Below are 24,831 nucleotides of genomic sequence, written 5' to 3'. Positions count from 1 at the left end.
ACCGTACTAAATGAACATCAGGCCGGTATCCGGACTTGAGAGAGCCAGCAATGCTGTCGCTTCAACACCTTCCCGCGTTCGCAGTGGTTTCTATTGAAGCAATGGGTTACTCTCCCTCACCGTTGCGGGGGCAGTACTGGATTTTAACCAGTTTCCCGTTTAAACGTTAAGGTCACCTGAATTTTGCGTGGATTATAAAGTGTCTCTGCCATCCGTCAACCATAGTTTCCCGGCAACACCTGTGCGTCGGCGTCATTTGCTGGGTTGGATCGTCGGTTCAGCCACCGCCCACCTGGTTTTGTTTTATACGTTGGTTCTATTACCCGGCGCTGAAAAAGCGCCTCTCGCTCAGCAAAAAAGTACGCCTGCGGTGACCGTCGAAATTACGAGTCGTTCAACGGCGCAAACACAAGCCGACAGTACTCAGCCTGCGGTGAGCCAATCTGTGGTCTCGACACCGCCACCAACGACAAATGAATCACCCAAATCCACTGCCGAGCAACCAACGACTGAAAACGCGGATCCGAGTGAAAACATCCCACAAGAAAGGCCAGTACTCGCGACAAACCAAGCAAACGAAATAACTACGGCCGAAGCCAAAGAGAAAACGTTGCAACCGGTAAAAGAAACGGATATCGCCTCGGCACCAGAAACAGAAACAGAAACAGAAACAGAAACAGAAACAGAAACAGATCAGTCAATAACACAGACTGCCGTGAATCCACCAGTATTGAACAGTGATGCTTTCGCCGACTCTGTTCGCGTCGCAGAAAACCAACATTCAAGTACAGATTCAGAGACAGCGGCTCCGGGCGAAGAGCAAAAGACAGATACCCTTAATGAACCGATTAATTTTGTTCCTGCGTCATTTCGTGGCACGCCTCCCATCGTAGTGAAACCAGACATAGCGATAAAACGTCGTTGGCGTGGTGAAGTGATTTTAAGGGGTTACGTGAACAGCCTGGGGGAATTAGAATCCGTATCTGTTTTTCAATCCTCTGGCTATGAGGTACTGGATGAGTCGGCAATCGAGCAGGCTTTGCGTTGGTCCTTTGAACCCGGGCAGGTCAATGGAATTGAGCAACCGCAATGGATACAACTGCCTGTCCACTTTCGTTAAGTTCATTAAGGAGATCGTGCGTGCCAACGTGTGTGGCCCAACTTATATTCATCCATGGCGATAAACTCGCATTAGGTTTTCGGCAAAACGTTAAGTCCCAAAACAACGTCTGGGGCTTCCCTGGTGGCAGACAGGAAGCTGGCGAAACGATTGAAATGACGGCCCGGCGCGAAGCTTATGAAGAAGTTGGTGTCGTACCTGCTCAATTGACAGCATTGTGTACCATTACCGACTCGCGCGATATTGAACACACCTTTTTCATGTGTGAGCAATGGCAAGGCGACTTACGAAATTGTGAACCTGAACGATGTCGCGAGGTGAATTGGTTTGACATCCATGATCTGCCGACAGACTGTTCGGCAATCACATACCAAGCGGTTTCTCGTTTAGAGAAACAGTTATTTACCAATAACGACACCAGGAGAACGCAATGAACGGAGAATGCTTGTGTGGGCAAATCAGGTTTTCCATAATCGGTAAACTACCAAACCTTTATCAATGCCATTGCCGGTTGTGTCAGAAACAAAGTGGTGCCGGTTCAAACGCAGCAACACTCATTCCTGTTGAGCGATTCCAGTGGATCGGCGGCGAAGGCAACGTTACCCGCTGGAAAAAACCAACCGGTTTTAACGCGCATTTTTGTTCAACCTGTGGCTGCCCGGTACCCAACCCGATTGAACCGAACCTGATGTGGATACCCGTTGGCTTACTGGACAATGTAGAATCCCCGGTTGTTGCCAACTTATGGACCCGTGCCAAACCTGGCTGGAGCGCCCAGGTGACCCATGTTCACGATTACCCGGCGATGCCGGATGATTTTTCAGAGTTTCTGGCGTTGTTGCAGGAGCCAGTTACTAGTGACTAAGCGAGATGCTTCTAGGGCATTTGCTTCGCGTGGTCGTTTGAAAGGCGGTGGAAAACGATTTAAGTCGCCTTCTTGATAGACACTTCCACATTCGATTTCTGTCATATCCAATTTTGACTAACCAATCGCAGGCCATTGCCGACATTGGTGTAAATAACTCTACCGTCGCATCTGCTTTGGCTGACATAACGGACACGTCGCAACGGATTCAAGGGCATGGATGCCCTTGCAAGCGCCGCGCGTGCAGGGATGCACGCTCAAGCGAACCGTTCGAAGAAAGTGTCAGGTATGCCAGAATACCAAAGCGGGCGACAAAAGGGGGGTTAAAATCGATTAAAAGCGAAGCCCAAATGGGCTTCGATTCGATTTTAACGACTTCACCTCTGGTGAAGGCCGGATCAAGGGGATCTCCCCTTGGAAAGAAAAATCCTTCAAGAGTTACCATGTTAAAAACCTGACCGCGTCGCTGGACCGATTAGACTCAGAACGGCGAAAACTCTCCAATGAAACCAAGCCACAGAAAGATTAAGATTCCACAGATACAAACCAAATACACAACAGAAAGAAATACTGCCTATGCCGGACATTCAGATAACACCCTACGCTTCGCCGTATGAAACGATGACGGTATCTGCTTATATCGATGCATTTTCCGGCGCTCCGTGGTTTGATGTTTGGGAACCTCAGTGGGTCGCCGATCGTCTTACGTGGTTAAACTCGGTACCCAACGCAACAAGCTTGGTCGCGCTAGACAAAGATCAGGTGGTGGGAGGGTTGTTTGGTTACGCCAAGCCCTACAAAGGGCGGCTCGATTTTGAAATTGCCGAATTATTTGTGACCCAGGCCTGGCAAGGACAGGGGATTGGCAAGACGTTGATTGCGGAACTGGATCGACTCCCTCAGGGCAAGGACATCAACGTGGTGCATTTACTTACCGCCCGCGATTCTACCTCCGAAACGTTTTACCAACGACTCGGCTTTACCCGTAACGATCGTTTAGGTTTTCTCATCAAACGCAGACCGTCTCGCAGTAATGGTTCCATCACAGGCAAGGGTTGTGGCGGACTTCGACAGCGTTTTTTTCCGATAGCAACAAGCCCAAGCGATCGTTGAAGTGCTGATTCTGCTCCTGCTGTTTTGTGGTTTAAACCATCTGTGCGAGCGATTCAGACAGCGCAATAATTTTGACAATATGCGAACGAACCCGATTAACTTTTGCTTCGCGGTTATGGCAGATTTTGTCGTTCCCTTCCATTAATTGACGCACTGGCTTCACAATGGGATTAGCAAACCACCAGGACAACGGCAACATCAATGCCAGCAGGAGGGCACTGAAGACAATGCAAATTTGACACCTGAATATATACCACCTTTGCGACGCTTCAGGCCAAACGAGTCCTAACATAGTATTGCGGGGAAACCGCCAGCGTCGATGTTAACAGCGTCATGAGAATGAAAAACGACACGGTGGTGAGTCGAATACCCAATTTAAAACGTTGTTTCATAGCGTCCGCATACATCCCATTGTCGCGGGCCGTTAACCTTTGAGTATATGACCAAATTGGAAACCTGTTCGGTTAATTACCGGTGAAATATTATTTGACGGAATCGGATTCGGATCGTATATTCAAACGCAAATAGTACACGTGTAACATAACATATGTCCCAACGTATGATTTATCAGACCGACGCCACACGGCAGAAGATTCTGGACACCGCAGAACATTGCTTTAGCGAATCGGGCTTCTTTGAAACACAGATGAAGGATATTGCCGTCGCGGTGGGCATGAGCCGTAATACGCTTTACCGCTACTACCGTGATAAATTCGAATTGGGCTTGGCGATCCTCGAGAAAACACTGCATAAACGTTTTGCGCAACTGAATGCGCAAATTGATGCGCTACTGACCTCTCAAAACGCCGATATCCCCGCAATACTGCAACGTTTATTTACCGAATCCTATACCGCGGAAGACGCCGATCTTGATCATCGTTTTGTCGCCGAGTTCGACGCATTTTATTCCGGAGAACGCATCCCAGCGGATTTCCGAGAACGGTTATCGAACGCCGCCGGGATCAATGTCATGGACAAAATTGACGACCTGATCCGGCGCGGTCAACAGGCAGGCACGGTGCGTGGAGACATTGAAGCGCACACCGTGAGCGCCATTTTATCCAACGCCATTCAGGCATTTCATCAACGTATGATTCTACGCAATGGCGCGCTTATTGAATTCGAACAAGGCCAGCCAGGGCAACTGACTCCAGTACTCATTCAGTTGCTGATCGACGGCTTACGCGTCCACGCCGATACCCATTCCGATTAAACAGAGAACCTGACATGCAAAACAACACCGTAAACGAACTGCTCAGTAAATTAACTCTGGAAGAAAAAGCGACGCTGTGTGTCGGCAAAGATTTTTGGCGCCTGCACGGCATTGAACGGCTGGGACTGCCATCCATCATGGTCACAGACGGACCGCACGGTATGCGCAAACAACCGGACGGTGCCGACCATATGGGTTTACAAAACTCGGTTCCGGCAACCTGTTTTCCGACCGCCTCGGCACTGGCGGCCACCTGGAATCGCGAGTTGCTGCAACGTGTCGGGGTAGCGCTGGGCGAAGAAGCGCTCGCAGAAGATGTCAGCGTGCTGCTCGGACCCGGCGTTAATATTAAGCGCCACCCCTTAGGTGGACGTAACTTCGAATACTTTTCCGAGGATCCTTTTCTCGCCGGTGAAATGGCCACGGCTTGGGTGAACGGCGTGCAAAGCACGGGTGTTGGAACCAGCTTAAAGCACTTTGCGGTGAACAATCACGAACACGGCCGTATGACGGTGGACGCTATCGTAGACGAGCGCACCTTGCGGGAAATTTACTTGCCAGCGTTTGAAGCCACGGTTAAGAACAGTCAACCGTGGACGGTTATGTGTGCTTACAACAAACTCAATGGCCACTACCTGGCTGAGCACACGGAGTTACTGACCGATGTCCTGCAAAACGAATGGGGCTTTGAAGGTATCGTGGTGACGGACTGGGGTGCCAACAACGACCGCGTCGCCGGAATTAAAGCCGGGCAACATCTGGAAATGCCGTCCAGCGGGGACATCAATGTCCGTAAAATTATTGCGGCGGTCAACAGCGGCGAACTCAGCGTCGCAGACCTGGATCAATCTGTTAGTCGTGTACTGGCATTGATCGTTAAAGCCAAAGACACCCTGGAGCGCGATCAGGCAACACCGAAAAATCATCAAGCGCACCACAATCTGGCGCGCGAAGCGGCCGAACAGGGCGCAGTATTGTTGAAGAATGACGGAGCGCTTTTACCTCTGGCTAAAACGGGCAAAGTTGCGGTGTTGGGCGCGCTGGCCACACACACCCGTTACCAGGGCTCCGGCAGTTCGCAGATTAATCCAACACAACTGGAACAACCTCTGGATGAGATCGAACAACTGGTCGGTAAAACCGCAAAAGTGGAATACAGCCTTGGTTATGGTTTAAAAGGCGACCTGACGTTTAAACAAAAAAAAGACGCGCTCGCTGCCGCCGAAAGTGCCGATGTCGTCATTTTGTTTGCGGGATTAACGCCAGAGTATGAGTCGGAGGGTTTTGACCGCGAACACTTGAGTTTACCAAGGCAACAGCGTGACCTGATTACAGCCTTAGCACCGCATTATCATAAATTGGTGATCGTACTGGCAAATGGCGCACCGGTTACAATGCCGTTTGTGTCGGATGTTCCTGCCATCCTGGAGGCGTATCTGGGTGGGCAGGCAGGTGCCTCGGCATTGGCCAGAATTTTATTCGGCGATGTCAACCCAAGCGGTAAACTCGCCGAAACCTTCCCAACGGCACAAACCAATGTGCCCAGTGATGCTTGGTTCCCCGGTACGCTAAGACAATCTCAATATCGCGAAGGTATTTGGGTTGGTTATCGGTTCTTTGATACCGCTCAAGTGGTGCCGCTCTTTCCATTTGGGCACGGTTTATCGTACAGCCGTTTTGATTACAGCGACGTGACGGTAAATCAGGATCTCAATGCCGAGATTGAACTCGGGAAAGCGACGCTCACCATCAGCGCAAAGATCACCAACGTAGGAGAGCGAGCCGGTTTCGAAACCGTGCAATTGTATGTTGGTCAGGAAAATCCACGGGTACCCCGACCGAAAAAAGAACTGCGTAATTTTGCAAAAGTGTGGCTCGAAGCTGGCGCCAGTGAAGTGGTCTCCTTCACTCTCAACGAACGAGACTTTGCCTATTGGTGCAGTGAAACACACGCGTGGCGAGCCGATAGCGATCAATATGTTTTATCTCTCGGTTCATCCAGTGCGGACATCCGTCTATCGGTTAGCCTATCGCTGAAAACAATGCATGCGAATGAAGACAAAGCTGAGTCACTCGCGCCTTATTTTACGCCACGGGACTGTGATTTTAACGATGACGCGTTTCAGGCCTTACTGGGTCACCCAATACCCAAACCGGTGCCGCTGAAACCATACCACACCAACTCCGCCATAAAAGAAATACAGAGCACCTGGGTAGGTCGGTTTTTAAAGAAAAATATGATGCGCGAAATTACCAAAGCCATGGGCGAGTTGCCGGAGGAAAACCGGCTCATGATGGAAGGAATGATTAACGACATGCCCCTGCGCAACATTTCACTTATGAGCGAAGGCAAGCTACCGGAAACAACCTTACACCGAATGATCCACCTGATGAATGGATCTTGGTTTAAAGCGATTACCGGTAAACCCTGCGCGACCAAATAAGGCTATCGCGCCTTAGCGAGTTGCGCCCAACCAGACAGCAAGCCCTTCATTGTGAATGGCTTGCGCTGATAAACGCCACTGTGAGAAGTTACTCGACCAACGTCGATGAAATTGGTGTTAACAGGCTCTAACTTTTGCTGGCATAGACCAGCCGATCCAACGAAGACATAACCATTCCTACAACCGATGTGCAATTCATACTCAACAGTTCGGCAATCGGTTCACTGGTTTTATTTTAGAACCGAACGCAGGTAAATGGCGATCTCTTGAAAAATAGGATGCCACTGCGTATCCAATTCGGTGTGTAAAGGCTGCCAGAAAAAGTCAAACTGGTGGCCGCCATCATCAAGGCAAAAGAACGAAAACGTCTCAGGTATCGGTTGTTCTACTTGCATGCGATAAAAACCATAGATCAATTGCTGGCTGACGATTCGGCATGTCCCTAAGTCTTCAACTGCGGTGGCCACGAGCCCGGATTCTTCAAGCAGTTCTCGCTCACAGGCAGCGGTGAGCAACTCTCCTGGTTCAATGGTCCCTTTCACAAATTGTTTACCCGCCAGCGGATGCACGAATGCCAAGTACTCCACCTGACCATTTCTTTCTCGTAATACCACCGGACACGCTTTTTCCATAAGTTTCGCTCTCCTCTCCATGTTGCTAATCACTCAGAGCCGCTACAATAGCGTACCCATCAAGACAGGCAACCCTTCCATGGCCGCATTGACCCAAAATATCAACGCTGCATTAAAAGAAAATCTGATCCCCGGCTTGTGTCTGCAGGCTTTTGCATTGGTCATTGCTGTCGCGTATTTTCGGTGGCCCGCGGCCGCGCCTTTGTTCAACTATTTTGCCGATTTGAAACTGGCTTATGGCTGGCGTTATGCGATGCTCTCCACTGCTTTGTTCGGAGGGCTTATTCCCTTTCTCTATTTATGGTTGAACGGTCAGGTCAAGCAATCGGTCATGCCTGTTCTGATATTCTACTTTCTGTTTTGGGCGTACAAGGGTGTCGAGGTAGACATTCTTTACCGTGCCCAAGCGTATTGGTTTGGCTTGGAAGCTGATTGGGTGACACTGGCCAAAAAAGTATCTGTCGATCAATTCATCTACGGCACACTGTGGGCCGCGCCTTCCATGGCAATTGGTTATTTGTGGAAAGAAAGCCAATTCAAACTGAGCTACTTGAAGGAGAAGCTCACCCGGGAGTTTTTCTTTTTGCAGATACCCACCACGCTGGTCACAAACTGGCTGATATGGTTGCCGGCGGTTATTGTGATCTACAGTATGCCCCCGGCACTGCAAATACCGCTGTTCAATCTGGTTCTGTGCTTTTTTGTCTTATTGTTAACGACCATCAGTAAACATAAAGAGGCGTCGTAACGCTTCGTGCGCCGAAAGGAAAGCAAACTTTTTCATAACTGATTAACCAATTTACGTGCCAATGTCTGGTGTTGATGCCTTAACGTTGATTCATCAGCACCCAGCAATTCACCATTACGCACACGCCACTGCCCACCCACCATGACATGTTTGGCTTGGTGCGCGCCGCATAAGATCAATGCCGCTAATGGATCATGCGCGCCGGAAAAACGCAGTTCATCGAGGGAAAATACAGTAACATCGGCCTGCATGCCGACGGCCAGCTCACCAATATCGCTGCGACCTATAACCTGTGCAGACCCTTTGGTCGCCCAATTCAGCGCATCAAGGTGACTGACCTCATCGGCGGTGTATCTCAGCCGACCGATGAGTAGTGCCTGTCGGACTTCCTGCATCATGTTGGATGCGTCGTTGGATGCCGAACCATCCACCCCAAGACCAATGCGAACACCCGCGGCCTGCATTTCCAGAGTCCGCGCAATGCCCGATGCCAATAGCATGTTGGAACTTGGGCAATGACTAACGCCCACCCTTGCGTTGCCAAGACGCTTTACCTCTTCGTCGTTAAAATGAATGCCGTGCGCCAACCAGGTGCGATTGGTCAACCAACCCACGGATTCCAGATAGTCCACCGGACGCATTCCGAACATTTGTAAGCAGAAATTATTTTCGTCGTTGGTCTCTGCCAAATGTGTGTGCATCAACACATCCAGTTCATTAGCCAATTTAGCTGTCTCGATCATCAGCTCGCGGGTCACCGAAAAAGGCGAACAGGGTGCAAGAGCGATCTGCACCATGGCGCCATCATCTCGTTGATGATATTTCTGCACGACACGCTCACTGTCACGCAGAATCTGATCATCCGTTTGCACCGTCGACTGAGGTGGCAGACCACCATCTTTCTGCCCCAGGCTCATCGAGCCGCGCGTTAACATGACGCGCGCACCCAATGCCTGACTTGCCGCAACCTGTATATCAATAGCATCGGTCAACGCCGCTGGAAACAAGTAATGATGATCGGCAATGGTCGTACAACCGGATTTAAGCAGTTCAGCAATACCCAGCGAGGTTGCGCTGGCCAGCATGTCAGGTTGTAAACGAGCCCAGATCGGATACAGAGTTTGCAACCAGGGAAACAGCCGCTTATTTAACGCGGCAGGTAAGGCACGGGTCAGTGTCTGATAGAGATGATGATGTGTGTTAATTAACCCAGGCAACATCACACAGGAAGACACGTCGACAACCTCGTCGACGTTTTCAACCGGAACCTGTCCCAGCGCAACCAGTTCTATAATTTGACTGCCGCGCACAACAATACCGCCGCGAGCGTCTAAGGAATTTGCGGTATACACCGCGAGAGGATTTTTTAACCAGCTTGTTGGCACCATCGATTATCTCTTTACGCCGTCACTCATGTGATTACATGTTTCGTATTCCGAAATAAAATGACAGTGACTTGCGTGTTAATCTGCCAAACCGGCGAACATAATATCAAGACATTCCTAAAAACGCATTCACCTTTGAGTGGTTATTCTGTATTCTGACTCACTCACAAAACAAAGGTTGTTGGAGTTGTCTGTGGCACCAAAGGGTATCGGCTTAGCATGTTACTTTCTGATATTGACCTCCGTCATTTTGTTCGCGGTTACGTTGATTGCCAGTCAGCATATCAACCTATTGCATCTCTCAGCCGACAATGAATTTTCCTTCGAAACCCAAGTTGGTTTGTCTTTGCTTAATTCGTTTATCACACTGGCAGCCGCCATTTCAATTTTGAAAGGATACGTGACCGGCCGCACCATTTGGCACGGTTGGGCTGTGCTCTATTTTTTCCTGAACGCTTGGCAACTCGAAAACCGAATCTATCTTATACCCGCTGCATTGACGCTATTGCTGTTAATCTTTTTACTCTATGCAGGTCCTTCACAAAAGTTTTTCAGAGAACAACAGCAAATGCGAAAGCGCGCCGTCAGCCGGCGCATCGACAACACCTACAATATTTTTGACGATCGGCGTTAACAGGCCTCACCCTTAAGCAAAATTAGATTATTTCTTGGGTATCTGCTTCATGCAGTGATAAGGATTCATCAGGCGATTTTTGCCGCCAAGGACCGCGCGCGTGGTCGTTTGAAAGGCGGTGAAAAAGTGGCAACGTCACCCCCACAATTGAAGTGATTCACTACGATTCCATTTTATGAATTCAAACCCATCGAGTAAAAACCATTACCGATATCGGCGTAAATAACCATTCCGTCGCATCTGCTTTGGCTGACTTAAATGACACGACGCAACGGTTTCAAGGGCATGGATGCCCTAGCAAGAGCCGCGCGTGCAGGGATGCACGCTCAAGCGACCGCTCGAAGAAAATGACAATTAAGGAAGAAAACCAAAGCGGGCGACAAAGGGGGGTTAAAATCGATTAAAAGCGAAGCTCCAATGGGCTTCGATTCGATTTTAACGACTTAACCTCTGGTGAAGGCCGGATCAAGGGGATCTCCCCTTGGAAAGAAAAAAACCTCCCAGAAATTTATTAGTGCGAACCGAACCCTTGTCGTCGGCAGAATTGGTCCTTAACGACAATAAACACACAATTTATAAAACAGATTGGCGGTGCTCTCGAAAAAAATAAACAAGCCAATTAAACTTAAGTACCATTCCGGGGCACCGCCCTTAACTCAGGTTCCATTTCACACTGAGTAAAGTGCAGTGCGCGTGTCGCTTTAGTAACGAACACTCAACAAATCCTCAGGCGACGGCCGACGTTTTAATCCGGCACACTGCGTCTTGCCAACCGTCGATGCATCGCAACCGTTCTTGTGGAGACATTTGCGGTATAAAGCGTCGTTGTATTTGCCAGCTGCTTTCAATGGCAGGTAACGACTCAAAAACACCGGCCTGCAATCCAGCCAGGTATGCGACTCCCAGGGCGGTGGTTTCCGTCACCACGGGGCGATCCACCTGCACCGCTAAGATGTCCGACAGAAACTGCAGTACATAATTGTTCGTGGCCATGCCTCCGTCAACGCGAAAGTTGTCTGCGGCCAATCCATCACTCTGCATGGCCAATTGCAGATCTCTGGTTTGAAAAGCAACCGACTGCAAAGCCGCTGCGGCAATGTCGTCTGCGGTCGTGCCGCGCGTCATACCCAAAATAGCAGCCCGTGCGAGCGGGTCCCAATGCGGTGCACCCAAACCGGTAAACGCCGGAACAAAATAGACGGAGGTAGGCTGCGTCAGACGCGCTGCCATGGTCTCGGCTTCACGGGCATCGTGTATCATGTTTATCCCGTCCCGCAACCATTGCACCGTGGCCCCGGCGCTGAAAATACTGCCTTCGAGCGCGTAGGTTGTCACGCCGTTAAGCCGGTAGGCCACGGTTGTCAGCAAACGGTTTTCAGACAGCAGCGCCTGTTGCCCTGTATTGGCCATTAAAAAACAGCCGGTACCATAGGTGCTTTTCACCATGCCCGGTTGAAAACAGGCCTGACCAAACAGGCTCGCTTGTTGATCGCCGGCCATCCCCTGTATCGGTATGGTACAACCAAAAAGTTCTGGGTCGGTGTGGCCAAAGTCAGCGGCTGAATCCATCACTTCGGGCAACACAGAGATCGGAATGTCGAATAAAGACAACAATTCTGAGTCCCATTGTTGCTCATGAATATTGAACAACAGCGTTCGTGATGCGTTAGTCGCGTCCGTTAAGTGTGCGCGGCCACCGGTAAGATGCCACAACAGAAATGTATCCACGGTGCCGAACAACAGGTCACCGCGTTCGGCTCGCAGACGTGCTCCAGGCACCTCATTGAGCAGCCACTGCAACTTGGTGGCTGTGAAGTAGGCATCGATCAGCAAGCCGGTTTTTTCCCGAATCGTCTGTTCCCAGCCCGCTTCCAGTAACATCCGGCAATGGTCAGACGTACGGCGGTCTTGCCAGACAATTGCATTGTAAACCGGCTCTCCGGTATGCCTGTCCCAGAGCAAGGTTGTTTCACGTTGATTGGTGATTCCGATACTGCGTATGTCTTCGGCGCGAACATCCGCTTCCGCAATAACCTGCTGGCAAGTTTTCAATACTGTCCGCCAGAGATCACCAGGGTTGTGTTCAACCCAGCCATTGTCAGGAAAAATCTGTTCAAACTCTTGTTGCGCACTGTGTATCAACGCACCGCTTGTTGAAAACAGAATGGCACGAGAACTGGTTGTGCCCTGATCGATGGAAAGTAAATAGTCCGACATAGCTCAAACCCAGGAAAATGTTGAAAAAAAGGCCGACATTGCGTCGGCCAACCTTTTACAGCAACGCTCTACTTACTCACTTACTCCCAGGATTTCAACAGTTCGTCATAATCGACGGTCACGCCTTGCGGCTTTTCATTGGCCAATTTAGCCTTGGGTGAACCGGGCTGATTCAACCAATAGCTTTCGTCACGCTCTTCATTCAGGATCGGTCCGCAATTCGGTTGAACTTTTGCCCGCTCCAATCGCATCATCACTTTATCCTGCGCTTCGGCCAAACCGTTTAAGGCTTCCTGTGGTGTTGCTTCACCACTGGCGGCTTGCGCGATGTACTGCCACCACAGTTGCGCCAGTTTTGGATAGTCTGGCACGTTAGTTCCCGTTGGCGACCACTGAGTGCGCGCTGGTCCTTTGTAGAATTCAACCAAGCCACCTAAGCGCGGGGCAGCTTCGGCCATCTGCGGTGAATTGATATCAGACATACGGATTGGGGTTAAGCCCACCAACGTTTTTTGCAGCGAGACAGTTTTTGACACCGTAAATTGCGCGTACAGCCATGCCGCTAAACGGCGTTGATCGGGCGTTGAATTCAGGAAGGTCCACGCGCCCACATCCTGATAACCCAACTTCATACCTTCTTCCCAATAAGGACCACGCGGTGACGGTGCCATTCGCCATTTCGGCGTACCGTCTTCATTCACCACTGGCAAACCTTTCGCCGTCATATCAGCAGTAAAGGCGGTGTACCAGAAAATCTGCTGCGCAATATTACCTTGTGCGGGCACCGGACCAGACTCGGAGAACGTCATACCTTGCGCCTCTGGCGGTGCGTATTTACCCAACCAGTCCACATACTTGGTTGTTGCGTACACAGCCGCCGGACCATTGGTCGCGCCACCGCGAGACACGCTGGAACCGACGGGATGACATTTCTCGACACGAATACCCCACTCGTCAACCGGCAGACCGTTGGGCAAACCTTTGTCACCCGCACCGGCCATGGAAAACCAAGCGTCGGTAAATCGCCAGCCCAGTGACGGATCTTTCTTGCCGTAGTCCATGTGACCGTAGACACGCTTACCATCAATTTCCTTAACGTGGTCGGTAAAGAACTCCGCAATATCTTCATACGCAGACCAGTTCACCGGCACGCCCAGTTCGTAGCCATAAATTGACTTAAACTGTTTTTTCAGGTCTTCCCGTTGGAACCAGTCATAACGGAACCAATACAGGTTCGCAAACTGTTGCGTCGGCAATTGAATCAACTTGCCTTCCGGGCTTGAGGTAAAATCCAGACCAATAAAATCTGACAGGTCCAACGTCGGTAAGGTCAGATTACGACCATCGCCCTTCATCATGTCTTCGACCGGGACCACTTTACCGTAACGAATATGAGTTCCGATTAAGTCCGAATCGTTAATATAAGCGTCGTATATGTTACGGCCAGACTGCATTTGAGTTTGCAGTTTTTCAACGACATCCCCTTCCTGAATCAGGTCGTGGTTCACTTTTATTCCGGTAATTTCTTCGAATGCTTTCGCCAGTACCTGCGACTCGTACTCGTGTGTGGTCAAAGTTTCCGACGCGACATTAATTTCCATGCCACGAAACGATTCTGCCGCTTTCGTGAACCAAGCCATCTCTTCGAGCTGTTGCGCCTGTGTGAGCGTCGACTCTTTGAACTGTTCAGTCACCCATTGACGGGCTGCATCGGAATACGCATCGGCTAGTGCTGCATTGCTCATGACCATCACGGATAGCGGTAGCGCAGCGTATGCGAATTTTCTTTTTATAACGTTCATTTTTCGCCTCTTATTGTTGTGGGTAGATCGGGTTACTAACATCCTTGTGTTTTTGTCGTTGCACTCCGGCAAGTCTTTTCAGAAAGCAAAGCTTCCCTTAGGTTTCATCGCGTGAACGATGAAACCCAAAAAATCCTCAGAAATTCAGGTGAGTTTTGTCAGCCCCAGCGCATAACAGCCATCATCCAGAACAGACAGAAAACCGTGGCAAAGGCAACGTGTAATTCCGTGCTGGCGACAAAAGCCAGGTGAATAAATGCACTGCTTAACAGGCCTATGAATAAACGATCGCCGCGCGTGGTCGGAAGAGGAATGACCCCTTGCCGTTCGACCGACGGCGAAACCGTTTGCCAGATTGTCATGCCTATCAGAATCAAGCCAATCGCGCTAAAAAACAGCGCTGTGGGTACCGTCCAGGACATCCAAGCCATGGTGCTTCCTCCTATACTCGTCCAAGGGCAAAACCCTTGGCGACGTGGTTACGGACAAAATAGATCACCAGCAATCCAGGGATAATGGTCAAGACACCCGCTGCGGCGAGCAAACCCCAATCCATACCCGATGCCGATACGGTTCGGGTCATGATGGCGGCAATGGGTTTCGCATCCACCGAGGTTAGGGTCCTCGCCAGCAGAAGTTCAACCCAGGAAAACATAAAACAGAAAAATGCAGTCACACCGATACCCGAACGGATTAATGGCAAAAATATCTTCACGAAGAATCGCGGAAAGCTATAGCCGTCGATGTAGGCCGTTTCGTCAATTTCCTTGGGCACACCGCTCATGAACCCTTCCAGAATCCAAACCGCTAATGGCACGTTGAACAGGCAGTGGGCCAGCGCCACGGCAATATGCGTGTCGAACAAACCAACCGAGGAATAAAGCTGGAAAAACGGCAACAGGAAAACCGCTGGAGGCGCCATTCGGTTGGTCAGCAACCAGAAAAACATGTGCTTATCGCCGACAAAACGGTAACGACTGAACGCATAGGCCGCCGGTAGCGCGATGCTGACGCTCAGGACCATGTTCAATGACACGTAGATGATGGAGTTAACGTACCCCATGTACCAGGTTGGATCGGTAAAAATTTTAACGTAATTCTCAAACGTGAATTGCTGCGGAAAAAACGACAAACCGCTGGTGATCTCGGCGTTGGTTTTAAACGACATATTGATCAACCAATAGATAGGTAACAATAAAAAGATCAGATAAGCGGTTAACCCAACCCGGCCACGGACTAAGGCTCGCTTCTGACGTTTTTCCGCCTGACTGACAGGCACGATAAGAGTTTCATTCGTCGAAGACATCGAACGGCTCGCTTGTAATGTGTGTTGTTGAGACATGATTAACCCCGCTTGTCGTTCTGCATATTCATGATGATGGTGTAGAACAACCAACACACCAGCAAAATGATGAGGAAATACACCAGCGAGAACGCTGCAGCAGGGCCGAGATCGAATTGGCCAATAGCCTGTTTTACCAACGACTGACTCAGGAACGTGGTGGTATTACCCGGACCGCCGCCCGTTAATACAAAGGGCTCGGTATAAATCATGAAGGAATCCATAAAGCGCAACAGCACACCGATGATCAGCACGTTGGTTAGTTTTGGCAGTTGTATGTAGCGAAACACCGCCCAACGTGAGGCTTTGTCAATACGGGCGGCCTGATAATACATTTCCGGAATGGCGCGCAAACCGCTGTAACACAGCAAGGCCACTAACGGCGTCCAATGCCAGACATCCATCAACACCACGGTTAACCATGCGTGCGTCGGGTTTGAGGCATAGTTGTATTCAATACCGATTGCGTTCAGGGCAGCACCAAACAAACCGATGTCCGCGCGGCCATAAATTTGCCAGATGGTCCCGACGACATTCCACGGGATCAACAGTGGGATGGCCACTAAAATTAACCCTAACGATGCGGCTTTTCCTTTCGTTGGCATCAGCAGCGCAACCCCAATTCCCAAGGGAATTTCGATACTTAAAATGGTCAGTGAAAACACAAACTGACGCAGCAACGCCGCTTGCAGTTCCGCGTCGTGCATGACCTGAACAAACCATTCGGTACCCACAAAGTAACGGGTACTGGGGTCAAAAATATCCTGTACGGAATAGTTCACCACGGTCATCAATGGAATGATGGCGGAGAATGCAACCAGAATAAAAACCGGTAACACCAGAAACCAGGCTTTGTTATTTTCAATTTTATTCATTGCGCGTCTCCCACTAAAAAGTCATCGCGATAGACTTTGGTCCATTGCTTGGGAAAGCTGACATACGCCTTGTCTGACGGTACCTTTTGATCTTCGGACAGCCGGGCTTTCATGGTTTGTCCGGCGAGCGTGAAGGTTAGAATTTTATAGGTACCCAAGTCTTCGCAGTAATCCACACGTACCTCGATGGTACCGTCCTGCTGTTTGTTCCAGATCTGAACAAACTCCGGTCGGATACCCACCTGCAGGCGGCCGTTATCTGCCTGGGTCAACTGATTGAGAAACGAAGCCGACACAGGCAATTCATGCTCGCCAAAGAAAAGTTTGCCATCGCTGAAGCGGGCGTCCATGTAGTTCATACCAGGGCTGCCGATAAAATAACCGACAAAGGTATGCGCAGGTTCTTCGAACAGTTCCCGGGGGGTTCCAAACTGTACAATTTGACCGTCGTACATCACGGCAATCTTGTCGGCAAATGTCGACGCTTCGAGCTGGTCGTGTGTGACGTACACCATGGTGATATTAAATTGTTCGTGGATTTGCTTCAGTTTACGACGCAGTTTCCATTTCAATTGCGGGTCAATAACGGTCAAAGGCTCGTCGAATAAAATGGCCGACACATCATCACGCACCAGGCCGCGCCCCATCGAGACTTTCTGTTTTTCATCCGCGGACAGACCCTTGGCTTTTTTCTTCAACTGATCGGTCAGCTCCAGAATCTCGGCCACTTCATTAACCTTGCTGCGGATTTTATGCTCAGGCACTTTAATGTTGCGCAACGGAAAAGCCAGGTTGTCGTAAACCGTCATGGTGTCGTAGATCACCGGGAACTGGAAAACCTGCGCTATATTGCGCTCTTCTGGTTTCAGTTCATTCACCCGTTTATTGTCGAAAAGTATTTCACCATTAGAGGGATTCAGCAGTCCGGAGATAATGTTCAACATGGTTGACTTGCCACAACCGGAGGGGCCGAGTAACGCATAAGCGCCGCCCTGTTCCCAAACATGGTTCATTTCCCGAATTGCATAGTCACTGCCCTGTACCGGGTTGGCACTGTACGTATGCGCCAGCGCTTTAAGCGTTATTTGCGCCATAGTTAACCTCCTACTCGATGCGGTGCATGAACCAACTGACCCTGGGTATCAAAGGCATACAACTTGTGCGTGGGAAAATAGATTTTGATGTCTTTGTCGACGCTGTATTCGTGCACCCCGGACAGATGTAACACCAGATCAAAGTGCGGATTTTTAACGTGCAGAAAGGTTTCTGAACCACTGATTTCGGCCAGCTCCACTTTGACCGGTAATTCCAGGTCATCATCCGCATGCGGTACCAGCCCGACATGCGATGCGCGCACACCAAACTTGTAATCCCCGGGTGTCAGATGTCGCAAGTCACTGTTCAATTGGAAGTGCACCGTTTCATCAAACGTCACTTCCGTGTCCGAGACGCGACCATGAACAATATTAATTGGCGGCTCGGAAAACATTTCTGCAGTAATGATGTCCAAAGGTTTGTGGTATACCTGTTCGGTCGGACCCATCTGTAGTAATTTCCCTTCGTGCAGAACGGCTGTATTACCACTGAGCGCCAGGGCTTCATTAGGTTCGGTGGTGGCGTACACCGCGATGCAATTGCGCTCTTTAAACAGGCTGCGCAATTCGGTTCGTAGCTCCTCACGCAGTTTGTAGTCAAGGTTAACCAACGGCTCATCGAACAAAATGATCTGCGATTCCTTTACCAGTGCCCGGGCCATGGCCGTACGCTGCTGCTGCCCACCGCTAAGCTGCAATGGCAGACGCTGTAGGTAGGGTTCGATGTGCAACAATTCTGCGGTTTCCTGCACTCGTTGACGGATTACCGACTCACTTAACTTGGCAAGTCGCAGCGGTGACGCGATGTTTTCGTAAACGGTTAAATTCGGATAGTTAATGAACTGCTGATACACCATAGAGATGTTGCGTTCGCGAACCGGCACACCGGTCACATCCACACCGTTCATGAACAGCTGACCAGATGTGGGTCGATCCAGACCCGCCATGATTCTCATTAAAGAGGTTTTACCCGCTCTGGTACGCCCCAGCAAAACGTTGAAGGACCCTGGTTCTAACGTCAGATTGATATCAGACAACCAGGTTTCACCATCAACAATTCGCGTAATGTTTTTAAGCGAAAGTGACATGTCGAAAACCTATCTTTGTATTTGTTTGGTTTTTGGTGTTGCTTAAAATTTTTTTCTTATTTTTTTAAGCCTGCATGGAAGGATGTAATTCAGGTTACGTGCCAATCTTGCCACGACAGCCCAAAAAACCTTAAAAACATAATAAAATCAATAAGATAGAAAGCGAGTTACTTTTCAGGACAACTGTATTTATGACCCAAACGACACTGAACACAACTGTTCAGTGATGAACACAAAAGTGTTCACGTGAACACTTTTGCACACTAGGTTGACGCTAACGTCGGGGAAAATCGGGAAAATATTCCGGGTATTGGTCTTACGTTGCGAACACCAGTTGCCCTATACTGCGCCGTAATGCGAACGAGTCTTTTTCAGGGTTAATCCGTGAACAAAAACAAGAATAGTGACAATCGCAGTACCGATGACCATCTGGGTGGTGGTGTTATTCACGAAACCGAAGCGCAAAAAAACCACGATACGCTCATTAAAGAGTCGTGGTATCGCTGTGAACAATATGGCCTGGAACACGGAACTTCTCCGGAGTTCAGCCAACTGCCCAAAGGTGAACTGAACGACCTGCGTCAACAGCATCAGGAACTGTTAAACACGACCGAGAATGAAGTACTGCCGTACTATGAAAACATTCTCAATAACTCGGCGTGCATGATTGTTTTAGCGGATCCCAACGGGCGTGTATTGAACACCTGGGGGCATCAACGGGTATCTTCCTTCGGTGATTACGGTTTGCGTGATGGCAACCTGTGGGAAGAATCCGCCGTGGGGACGAACGCGATCGGCACCGCGTTGGCGACCGGCGCCGCTGTGCAGGTTGGCCGAGACGAACACTTCCTGCGCGCGAATCGCTTTATGGCCGGGGCCGCGTCACCTATTTACGACAGTAAAAACGCCATGCTGGGCGTGCTCGATATTTCATCTGACGCCTACCTGCCGCAGGATCATACGCTGGGTATGGTCAAGCTGATGACACTCAGCGTTGAAAACCGCTTGATCTTTTCTGAATTTTCATCGCAGTACTTTATTCTCGCGTTCAACACCAATGTGTTCAATCTTGACTCGCACTGGTCGGGCATTCTAGTGATCGATGATAACGGCACCATTATTTCCGCGAACCGACGAGCGGAAATTATACTCGCGCAAAGTCTCGCGCTCATGAACATCGAACAGATTTTCGACATTCCGATTCGAGAGATCAAACATCAACCGGACAACATGCCACTGCAGGCGCGTGTGAAAGGGCGATATCACTTTTTCATAAAAGTCACACGCCCCAGTATGGAAATCATCCGCACGCCAGACTTCCGTAACCGACCCGACTATCGTTCGCCCAACAAAGCGAAGACACCGCCAGCACCGAAAAAGATTCCGGACAATGTCATTCCCATTGAAGAGTTGCAACACGGCGATGAGCACGTCGCTCGTACTATCGCTCAGGCGCGTAAGATGATGGACAAAGACATCCCTATCCTCATTCATGGGGAAACAGGCGCGGGCAAGGAAATCTTTGTGCGTTCGTTGCACTATCACAGTCAGCGGGCGAATCAGATGTTGGTTGCGGTGAACTGCGCGGCAATTCCATCGGATCTGGTGGAATCGGAACTGTTCGGTTATGAAAAAGGCGCTTTCACCGGCGCCCATACCAAGGGGTCTATCGGTTTAATTCGCCGTGCGCACAACGGTACGTTGTTCCTGGATGAAATCGGCGAAATGCCATTAACGGTTCAGTCCCGCCTCTTGAGGGTGTTGCAGGAACGGGTGGTCACCCCACTGGGGTCCACGGAGACATACCCGGTAGACATCAAACTTATTTCCGCCACGAACCGGAATCTGCGGGACGAAGTTGAAGCGGGGCATTTCCGACAGGATCTCTTCTACCGTATTTCCGGTTTGAATATTGAACTGCCACCGTTGCGTGCGCGCCAGGACCGAAAGCAGTTAATCCGTTATGTGCATCAGCTCATGGTGAAAGAGGAACCCGGCCCACCGCTTTCGCAAGACATGGTTGAATTACTCGACCGTCACCCCTGGCCGGGTAATGTCCGTCAACTTGTTAACGTGTTGAAAATTGCGCTCGCCATGGCCGATGGCGACGTCATGGAAGACTGGCATTTACCGCCGGATTTTTTCGAGGAAATGAAAACAAATACGGAAAAAGCGGATGGACGTCAGGAGCCGCTAGAGACATTGATACCCCGATTACTGCAGGAGCATAACGGCAACGTCTCCAAAACCGCTAAAGCCGCAGGCGTTAGCCGAACGACAGTGTACAAATACAGTCAATTGGCTTAGTGTGAAAAACCTTTGAACCCAAAGATAGAGAGCTGCGGATGTTACCCAACAATGACAACACCTGTGGCTGGCTAACCAGCCTGCCGAATCGCCCAGCCAATCCAACGTTGAGCGCGGATATTTTCGCCGATTGGCTGATCATCGGTGCTGGCTACACCGGGCTTTCAGCCGCGCGCAAACTCGCACAACTGCAACCACTGGATCGCATTGTCATATTGGAAGCCAACAAAGCAGGCGAAGGGGCCAGCGCACGCAATTCCGGGTATTTGGTTGACTCCACACTGAACGATGGACATCTGTCAGATGCTGGTCTGGAAAACTTCAAACAAAAATACGAACTGAACAAACTGGCGATGGATACGGTGCGTGAGTTTGTGAACGAACACCGGGTGGATTGCGACTGGAACGAAAGTGGGAAATTTCACGCCACCTCGCTGGAGAAAAACGAAGAAAAACTGCTGAATTTTAGCAGTACCTTAACGAACTTTGGTATACCGCACGACGTCATATTTGCCGAAGAACTCAGTCGCCGCCTGGGTACGGTTTATTATCGGGCAGCGGTCAGAACCACCGGCGGCGTTCTGCTGCAACCGGCGAAACTGGCACGCGCCATGGTTGAACGACTGCCCTTGTCGGTGGAACTGTTTGAACAGACACCAGTAACCACCTGGCATAAAAGTGAAGGATCTTTTAACGTCGCCACACCCAAAGGTTCGGTGCGTGCAAAGAATGTTCTGCTGTGCACAAACGGTTTTTTACCGTCTTTAGGTGTGGTCGCGGATCGGGCGTTTCCTTTGACGTTAACCGCCAGCTTAACGCGACCACTCACTGACGAAGAATTTGAAACCATCGGCTCGCCGGGTGAATGGGGTGTTTTGAGCGCGCAGGCTATGGGTGCCACGGTACGTTTGACCGGTGACCGCCGCATTATGATCCGCAACACCGCCGAAGCCTATAACCCAATCAACATGACGGCAGACACTCTGGCGAAGCGTCGGCAGATTCACTTTCAGGGTTTGCTGAGACGCTTTCCGTTTTTACCGCCGAACGCCATCGAAACCACCTGGTCGGGCGTCACCTGCATCAGCGGCAACAGTGCCAATATTTTCGAGAAACTGGATGATGGTTTATTTGTCGCCGGATGTTACAACGGTGGCGGCATCGGTCTGGCCACACTTTTTGGTGAGCAACTTGCTTTTAAGGCGATCGGTGAGTCCACCCGCGCTATGGAAAAAATTGAAGCCCGACCGCAACCAAACTGGTTGCCCCCGCAACCATTTTTGCGCTGGGGCGTTAAAGCACGATTAATGAGAGATCGTGTGTTGGCAACCAAAGAGCGATGAGCATCTACCAAAGTTGGTGTTCAGTATTTTTCCGTTTTGTTCGTTGTTAAAAAAATTCATCGAGCATTCTGAAGAATTTAATTTTTTGCCAGTCGGGGTCTCGTAAACCATAAACGTCGAAGAACAAAGCTTCACACTCAGACCCCAAGTTATCCGCGATGCTGCGCGAAGCAATGGCGAGATCGTTGTACCGGTCACTGATCCCACCTCGATCAAAGTCGATAAACCCGGCAATCGATTGGTTCTTTAAAATAATGTTGGGTAAGCAGTAGTCGCCATGACCAAACACCAAGTCACTTTCAAACGGCAATAGCCGACACATCTGCTCATAAACCTTTTCAGCAGGCCAGCCTTGCCTCGATGCATCGAAATCGGCTTCGTCAACCAGACCGAGCTGCATATTCTGTTCCGCAGCACGCAGTTTTAACTCAACCGATTGATCGACCGGGCAATCCTCAATACCCGTCGCGTGAATCGCCCGCAGACCCTCAGAAAGTAACCGTGTCAGTTCGGCTTTATTTGTAGTCGCCATGGCATCAACGCCGTTTTCACCCTCAATGGCCGATAACAACAAGTACTCGGTTTGTGTATCTTGCCCAACCCATATGACGTTGGGAACAGGCAGCTTGCTGTTTAGCCAAGCAAGCAAACCCGCTTGCGTTGAGAAGGATACCGGGTAAGTGACTGGTTGCATTTTCAGATAGCAGGGAGCGTCCATGGCTTGGCATTTATACACTGCGGCATTCGAACGGCCGGAGGTTACCGGCACGAGATGATTAATATTAAGACGGTGAAGTTCTTTGGGAAGTTGCGTGGTATTCAAGGCTGTTCGTCTACGAGTATTATTAAGCCATTAAACCGGATTTTTCTACGCTTGTCGACGCTTAGACGCAGGCGAAAGCCAACCACGGGAGCAGTTGGCTTTTTCCTTCGCTCTACGCTTCTTCAACTTCTTCACATTCGCTTTCAGGGCAACAGCGGTACTCCTGCGATTTTTCCAGGAGTTCGATTTTTCGCGCCAGCAATTGATTTCGCAATTCCTTGTGCTTAAGGTCCAACTCAATAGAAATTTTTCGCGCATCTTCACATGTGCTGCAATCATCCAAACAACCTTTCACCATGACACCAGCGGTTGGGATGGATGTGGAAAATTCAAAGTTTAATTCAGCACTTACTTCCTTCGATACTTGTCCGCTTTTATCCAGAACGCCATTGCTCATTAACTCGTTACGCACATTGGCCAAAGCCAAATTACGAATATCGTTTTCAAGTGGACGTTGATTGGATTGCGATGCACTGAGAGCAAAGGGAGCTATCTGATATCGTTGCGCTGGCGTCAACACCGATGCTTCAAACAGCTTCAATTTCTCGGGCTCTGCTGCTTTGGTTGCTAACACAGCGGCTGGAATGACCGACAGTTTTCGATCACCAACCACGGGGTTATTCACCACATCTGTTCGTCCAGCCTGATCCACCACACGGAGATTCACGGCTTTTACCGAGACCTTAGTAGTCTGTTGTTTATCGATTTGATAAAAAAGATACGTGACAGCATGACACTGATTCTTGTTCTCAAACAGCCGGCTACTCGATTCAAAATGACTCTCGCTTTCACCTTCCACATGGGTGCGGGTTTGCACTTCGCCGACCTGGGTCGAATTGGCTTCACGGGTCATCTGCACGGAGCGGTTATGACTGGACTGCGCATGCACCCCCAATTCGCGAATGAAATCGCGTGTCGATGCCGCGTTATACGAACCGGACACCGAAACCGAAGGGCCACTGAATAGCGATTCAAAAAAACCACTGGTGCCGCCCTTAGACGACGCGCTACCGCTGGAGTTACTAGAGCTGTGAGTGGTATCTTTGCTTTCCAGGTCCGACATGAATGAATCCATCGAATCCATGTAATAACGCTCTTCGGACGATTGCTCGTGCCGGTAGGACAACTGAGACTCGGTATCAAATGAAAAGCGAGAACGTCGGTCTGACGTGAACAAGCGGACTTTTTCACCGGGCAGCAACGTGGTGCTGTAAACCAGATTTCCCATTTGCAAGGGGCCGGTACACCGCTCGACTCGTATGTGAATAGCGGTTTCAACGGTGACAGGTACTGCACGATTCTCCAAACGCACATCCGTCTGATGGTTCAGCCGATACACGAAGTCGAGGTAATCGCATTTTTTTCCTTCGACAAATTCCGGACAACAATTGGTTTGCTTCGCCATGAGATTTCTCCTTGTACTATGACGGTTTAAAAAAATGTATTGAAAGATCCCGGTGAATCAGGTCAATAAACATGGGCATCACCCAACAGCGAGATCAGGCGAAAAAGGAGCACACCATTTAATGAAGAGCCTTAACGGCATATGTCTAAGGAGGGACAAGCAAAACCCTGACTGCATTAAATACATCAGCATCCGTACTGCGTATTCAGTAGAAGGTATAGTGCAATGAGACGGGGATGACAATCGTAACCGTCGACTATTTTCGACATCTGTGATGCAGTCACCAACCGTTTCTTTCACTGAGTCACCTTATTTCCTTACCCTGCTCAAAAAGACTTGCAAAAAGTTGCCAACCTTTTGCAAGTTGCTGGCGTCCAAGCG

Annotated in this window: 22 protein-coding genes and 1 riboswitch; of the genes, 10 read left to right on the top strand and 12 right to left on the bottom strand. The window is 49.9% G+C overall.

Annotated elements, in window-relative coordinates; translation table 11 throughout:
- Positions 1–2 precede the first annotated feature (2 nt).
- Positions 3–195, bottom strand: a riboswitch (cobalamin riboswitch).
- Positions 196–199: 4 nt separating this feature from the next.
- Genes IYN85_RS23000 through IYN85_RS22990 form a run of 3 tightly spaced genes read left to right on the top strand, consistent with a single transcriptional unit; the run spans position 200 to position 1,985 of the window.
- Positions 200–1,120 carry an energy transducer TonB gene (locus IYN85_RS23000; protein ID WP_196161309.1) on the top strand — a complete coding sequence of 307 codons (921 nt, stop codon included), beginning with the start codon at positions 200–202 and terminating at the stop codon, positions 1,118–1,120.
- Positions 1,121–1,140: 20 nt separating this feature from the next.
- Complete coding sequence (locus IYN85_RS22995) at positions 1,141–1,554, top strand: NUDIX domain-containing protein (RefSeq protein ID WP_196161308.1); 414 nt, start codon at positions 1,141–1,143, stop codon at positions 1,552–1,554.
- Positions 1,551–1,985, top strand: a complete 435-nt coding sequence (locus IYN85_RS22990) for a GFA family protein (protein WP_196161307.1) — start codon at positions 1,551–1,553, stop codon at positions 1,983–1,985. Before IYN85_RS22995 ends, IYN85_RS22990 begins: the two co-directional genes overlap by 4 nt.
- A 208-nt stretch (positions 1,986–2,193) precedes the next feature.
- On the opposite strand, the gene IYN85_RS22985 is transcribed toward IYN85_RS22990, so the two are convergent.
- Positions 2,194–2,430: a hypothetical protein gene (locus IYN85_RS22985; RefSeq protein ID WP_196161306.1), complete on the bottom strand. Its 237-nt coding sequence runs from the start codon at positions 2,428–2,430 to the stop codon at positions 2,194–2,196.
- A 131-nt stretch (positions 2,431–2,561) separates the two neighbouring features.
- Between IYN85_RS22985 and IYN85_RS22980 the strand changes: the two genes are divergently transcribed.
- From IYN85_RS22980 to IYN85_RS22970, 3 genes are all read left to right on the top strand, one after another.
- Entirely contained in the window at positions 2,562–3,098 is a 537-nt protein-coding gene (locus tag IYN85_RS22980; protein ID WP_196161305.1) for a GNAT family N-acetyltransferase, read from the top strand.
- Positions 3,099–3,645: 547 nt separating this feature from the next.
- Positions 3,646–4,311, top strand: a complete 666-nt coding sequence (locus IYN85_RS22975; RefSeq protein ID WP_196161304.1) for a TetR/AcrR family transcriptional regulator — start codon at positions 3,646–3,648, stop codon at positions 4,309–4,311.
- Positions 4,312–4,325: 14 nt separating this feature from the next.
- Positions 4,326–6,755, top strand: coding sequence for a glycoside hydrolase family 3 C-terminal domain-containing protein (locus IYN85_RS22970; protein ID WP_196161303.1), 2,430 nt, complete (start codon positions 4,326–4,328; stop codon positions 6,753–6,755).
- A 230-nt stretch (positions 6,756–6,985) separates the two neighbouring features.
- On the opposite strand, the gene IYN85_RS22965 is transcribed toward IYN85_RS22970, so the two are convergent.
- Positions 6,986–7,387 carry an NUDIX domain-containing protein gene (locus IYN85_RS22965; RefSeq protein WP_196161302.1) on the bottom strand — a complete coding sequence of 134 codons (402 nt, stop codon included), beginning with the start codon at positions 7,385–7,387 and terminating at the stop codon, positions 6,986–6,988.
- Between the two features lie 79 nt (positions 7,388–7,466).
- On the opposite strand from IYN85_RS22965, the gene IYN85_RS22960 reads away from it, so the two are divergent.
- On the top strand, positions 7,467–8,135 hold the full coding sequence (locus IYN85_RS22960) for a hypothetical protein (protein ID WP_196161301.1): 669 nt from the start codon (positions 7,467–7,469) through the stop codon (positions 8,133–8,135).
- Positions 8,136–8,167: 32 nt separating this feature from the next.
- On the opposite strand, the gene IYN85_RS22955 is transcribed toward IYN85_RS22960, so the two are convergent.
- Positions 8,168–9,523 (bottom strand): 8-oxoguanine deaminase, encoded by a 1,356-nt coding sequence (locus IYN85_RS22955; protein ID WP_196161300.1) that lies wholly within the window; start codon positions 9,521–9,523, stop codon positions 8,168–8,170.
- 190 nt (positions 9,524–9,713) lie between these two features.
- Here IYN85_RS22955 and IYN85_RS22950 point away from each other — a divergent pair, with 190 nt between their 5' ends.
- Positions 9,714–10,154, top strand: a complete 441-nt coding sequence (locus tag IYN85_RS22950; RefSeq protein ID WP_196161299.1) for a hypothetical protein — start codon at positions 9,714–9,716, stop codon at positions 10,152–10,154.
- Between the two features lie 726 nt (positions 10,155–10,880).
- On the opposite strand, the gene glpK is transcribed toward IYN85_RS22950, so the two are convergent.
- From glpK to IYN85_RS22915, 7 genes are all read right to left on the bottom strand, one after another.
- Complete coding sequence (glpK, locus tag IYN85_RS22945; RefSeq protein WP_196161298.1) at positions 10,881–12,371, bottom strand: glycerol kinase GlpK; 1,491 nt, start codon at positions 12,369–12,371, stop codon at positions 10,881–10,883.
- An 80-nt stretch (positions 12,372–12,451) separates the two neighbouring features.
- A complete protein-coding gene (locus IYN85_RS22940; protein ID WP_196161297.1) occupies positions 12,452–14,173 on the bottom strand; it encodes an ABC transporter substrate-binding protein in 1,722 nt (573 codons plus the stop codon).
- A 158-nt stretch (positions 14,174–14,331) separates the two neighbouring features.
- Positions 14,332–14,604 (bottom strand): DUF2160 domain-containing protein, encoded by a 273-nt coding sequence (locus tag IYN85_RS22935; protein ID WP_196161296.1) that lies wholly within the window; start codon positions 14,602–14,604, stop codon positions 14,332–14,334.
- Positions 14,605–14,615: 11 nt separating this feature from the next.
- Entirely contained in the window at positions 14,616–15,479 is an 864-nt protein-coding gene (locus IYN85_RS22930) for a carbohydrate ABC transporter permease (protein ID WP_196161378.1), read from the bottom strand.
- 38 nt (positions 15,480–15,517) lie between these two features.
- Positions 15,518–16,390 carry a carbohydrate ABC transporter permease gene (locus IYN85_RS22925; RefSeq protein ID WP_196161295.1) on the bottom strand — a complete coding sequence of 291 codons (873 nt, stop codon included), beginning with the start codon at positions 16,388–16,390 and terminating at the stop codon, positions 15,518–15,520.
- On the bottom strand, positions 16,387–17,484 hold the full coding sequence (locus IYN85_RS22920) for an ABC transporter ATP-binding protein (RefSeq protein WP_196161294.1): 1,098 nt from the start codon (positions 17,482–17,484) through the stop codon (positions 16,387–16,389). Before IYN85_RS22920 ends, IYN85_RS22925 begins: the two co-directional genes overlap by 4 nt.
- Before the next feature lie 2 nt (positions 17,485–17,486).
- Positions 17,487–18,572 carry an ABC transporter ATP-binding protein gene (locus tag IYN85_RS22915; protein WP_196161293.1) on the bottom strand — a complete coding sequence of 362 codons (1,086 nt, stop codon included), beginning with the start codon at positions 18,570–18,572 and terminating at the stop codon, positions 17,487–17,489.
- 384 nt (positions 18,573–18,956) lie between these two features.
- On the opposite strand from IYN85_RS22915, the gene IYN85_RS22910 reads away from it, so the two are divergent.
- Together IYN85_RS22910 and IYN85_RS22905 are read left to right on the top strand one after the other, a co-directional pair.
- Positions 18,957–20,879 (top strand): sigma-54-dependent Fis family transcriptional regulator, encoded by a 1,923-nt coding sequence (locus IYN85_RS22910; protein WP_370592240.1) that lies wholly within the window; start codon positions 18,957–18,959, stop codon positions 20,877–20,879.
- Between the two features lie 38 nt (positions 20,880–20,917).
- Positions 20,918–22,222: an FAD-binding oxidoreductase gene (locus IYN85_RS22905; protein WP_196161292.1), complete on the top strand. Its 1,305-nt coding sequence runs from the start codon at positions 20,918–20,920 to the stop codon at positions 22,220–22,222.
- Positions 22,223–22,268: 46 nt separating this feature from the next.
- Here the strand turns inward: IYN85_RS22905 and IYN85_RS22900 are convergent, their stop codons facing one another.
- Positions 22,269–23,045: an APH(3') family aminoglycoside O-phosphotransferase gene (locus IYN85_RS22900; protein WP_196161291.1), complete on the bottom strand. Its 777-nt coding sequence runs from the start codon at positions 23,043–23,045 to the stop codon at positions 22,269–22,271.
- Positions 23,046–23,157: 112 nt separating this feature from the next.
- Positions 23,158–24,450, bottom strand: coding sequence for a hypothetical protein (locus IYN85_RS22895; protein ID WP_196161290.1), 1,293 nt, complete (start codon positions 24,448–24,450; stop codon positions 23,158–23,160).
- Positions 24,451–24,831 lie beyond the last annotated feature (381 nt).

The sequence above is a fragment of the Reinekea sp. G2M2-21 genome, assembly GCF_015687175.1.
Lineage (GTDB): Bacteria > Pseudomonadota > Gammaproteobacteria > Pseudomonadales > Natronospirillaceae > Reinekea.
Note: the sequence above shows the minus strand (reverse complement) of the source record. Positions and strands in the feature narration are given on the sequence as shown.

Excerpts from the sequence above, each read along its gene's own strand:
- IYN85_RS22955 (WP_196161300.1), bottom strand. The coding sequence starts at position 9,523 with ATGGTGCCAACAAGCTGGTTAAAAAATCCTCTCGCGGTGTATACCGCA.
- IYN85_RS22965 (WP_196161302.1), bottom strand. The coding sequence starts at position 7,387 with ATGGAAAAAGCGTGTCCGGTGGTATTACGAGAAAGAAATGGTCAGGTG.
- IYN85_RS22990 (WP_196161307.1), top strand. The coding sequence starts at position 1,551 with ATGAACGGAGAATGCTTGTGTGGGCAAATCAGGTTTTCCATAATCGGT.
- IYN85_RS22940 (WP_196161297.1), bottom strand. The coding sequence starts at position 14,173 with ATGAACGTTATAAAAAGAAAATTCGCATACGCTGCGCTACCGCTATCC.
- IYN85_RS22980 (WP_196161305.1), top strand. The coding sequence starts at position 2,562 with ATGCCGGACATTCAGATAACACCCTACGCTTCGCCGTATGAAACGATG.
- IYN85_RS22930 (WP_196161378.1), bottom strand. The coding sequence starts at position 15,479 with ATGTCTTCGACGAATGAAACTCTTATCGTGCCTGTCAGTCAGGCGGAA.
- IYN85_RS22975 (WP_196161304.1), top strand. The coding sequence starts at position 3,646 with ATGTCCCAACGTATGATTTATCAGACCGACGCCACACGGCAGAAGATT.
- IYN85_RS22895 (WP_196161290.1), bottom strand. The coding sequence starts at position 24,450 with ATGGCGAAGCAAACCAATTGTTGTCCGGAATTTGTCGAAGGAAAAAAA.
- IYN85_RS22970 (WP_196161303.1), top strand. The coding sequence starts at position 4,326 with ATGCAAAACAACACCGTAAACGAACTGCTCAGTAAATTAACTCTGGAA.
- IYN85_RS22960 (WP_196161301.1), top strand. The coding sequence starts at position 7,467 with ATGGCCGCATTGACCCAAAATATCAACGCTGCATTAAAAGAAAATCTG.
- IYN85_RS22915 (WP_196161293.1), bottom strand. The coding sequence starts at position 18,572 with ATGTCACTTTCGCTTAAAAACATTACGCGAATTGTTGATGGTGAAACC.
- IYN85_RS22935 (WP_196161296.1), bottom strand. The coding sequence starts at position 14,604 with ATGGCTTGGATGTCCTGGACGGTACCCACAGCGCTGTTTTTTAGCGCG.
- IYN85_RS22905 (WP_196161292.1), top strand. The coding sequence starts at position 20,918 with ATGTTACCCAACAATGACAACACCTGTGGCTGGCTAACCAGCCTGCCG.
- IYN85_RS22925 (WP_196161295.1), bottom strand. The coding sequence starts at position 16,390 with ATGAATAAAATTGAAAATAACAAAGCCTGGTTTCTGGTGTTACCGGTT.
- glpK (WP_196161298.1), bottom strand. The coding sequence starts at position 12,371 with ATGTCGGACTATTTACTTTCCATCGATCAGGGCACAACCAGTTCTCGT.
- IYN85_RS22985 (WP_196161306.1), bottom strand. The coding sequence starts at position 2,430 with ATGGTAACTCTTGAAGGATTTTTCTTTCCAAGGGGAGATCCCCTTGAT.
- IYN85_RS22920 (WP_196161294.1), bottom strand. The coding sequence starts at position 17,484 with ATGGCGCAAATAACGCTTAAAGCGCTGGCGCATACGTACAGTGCCAAC.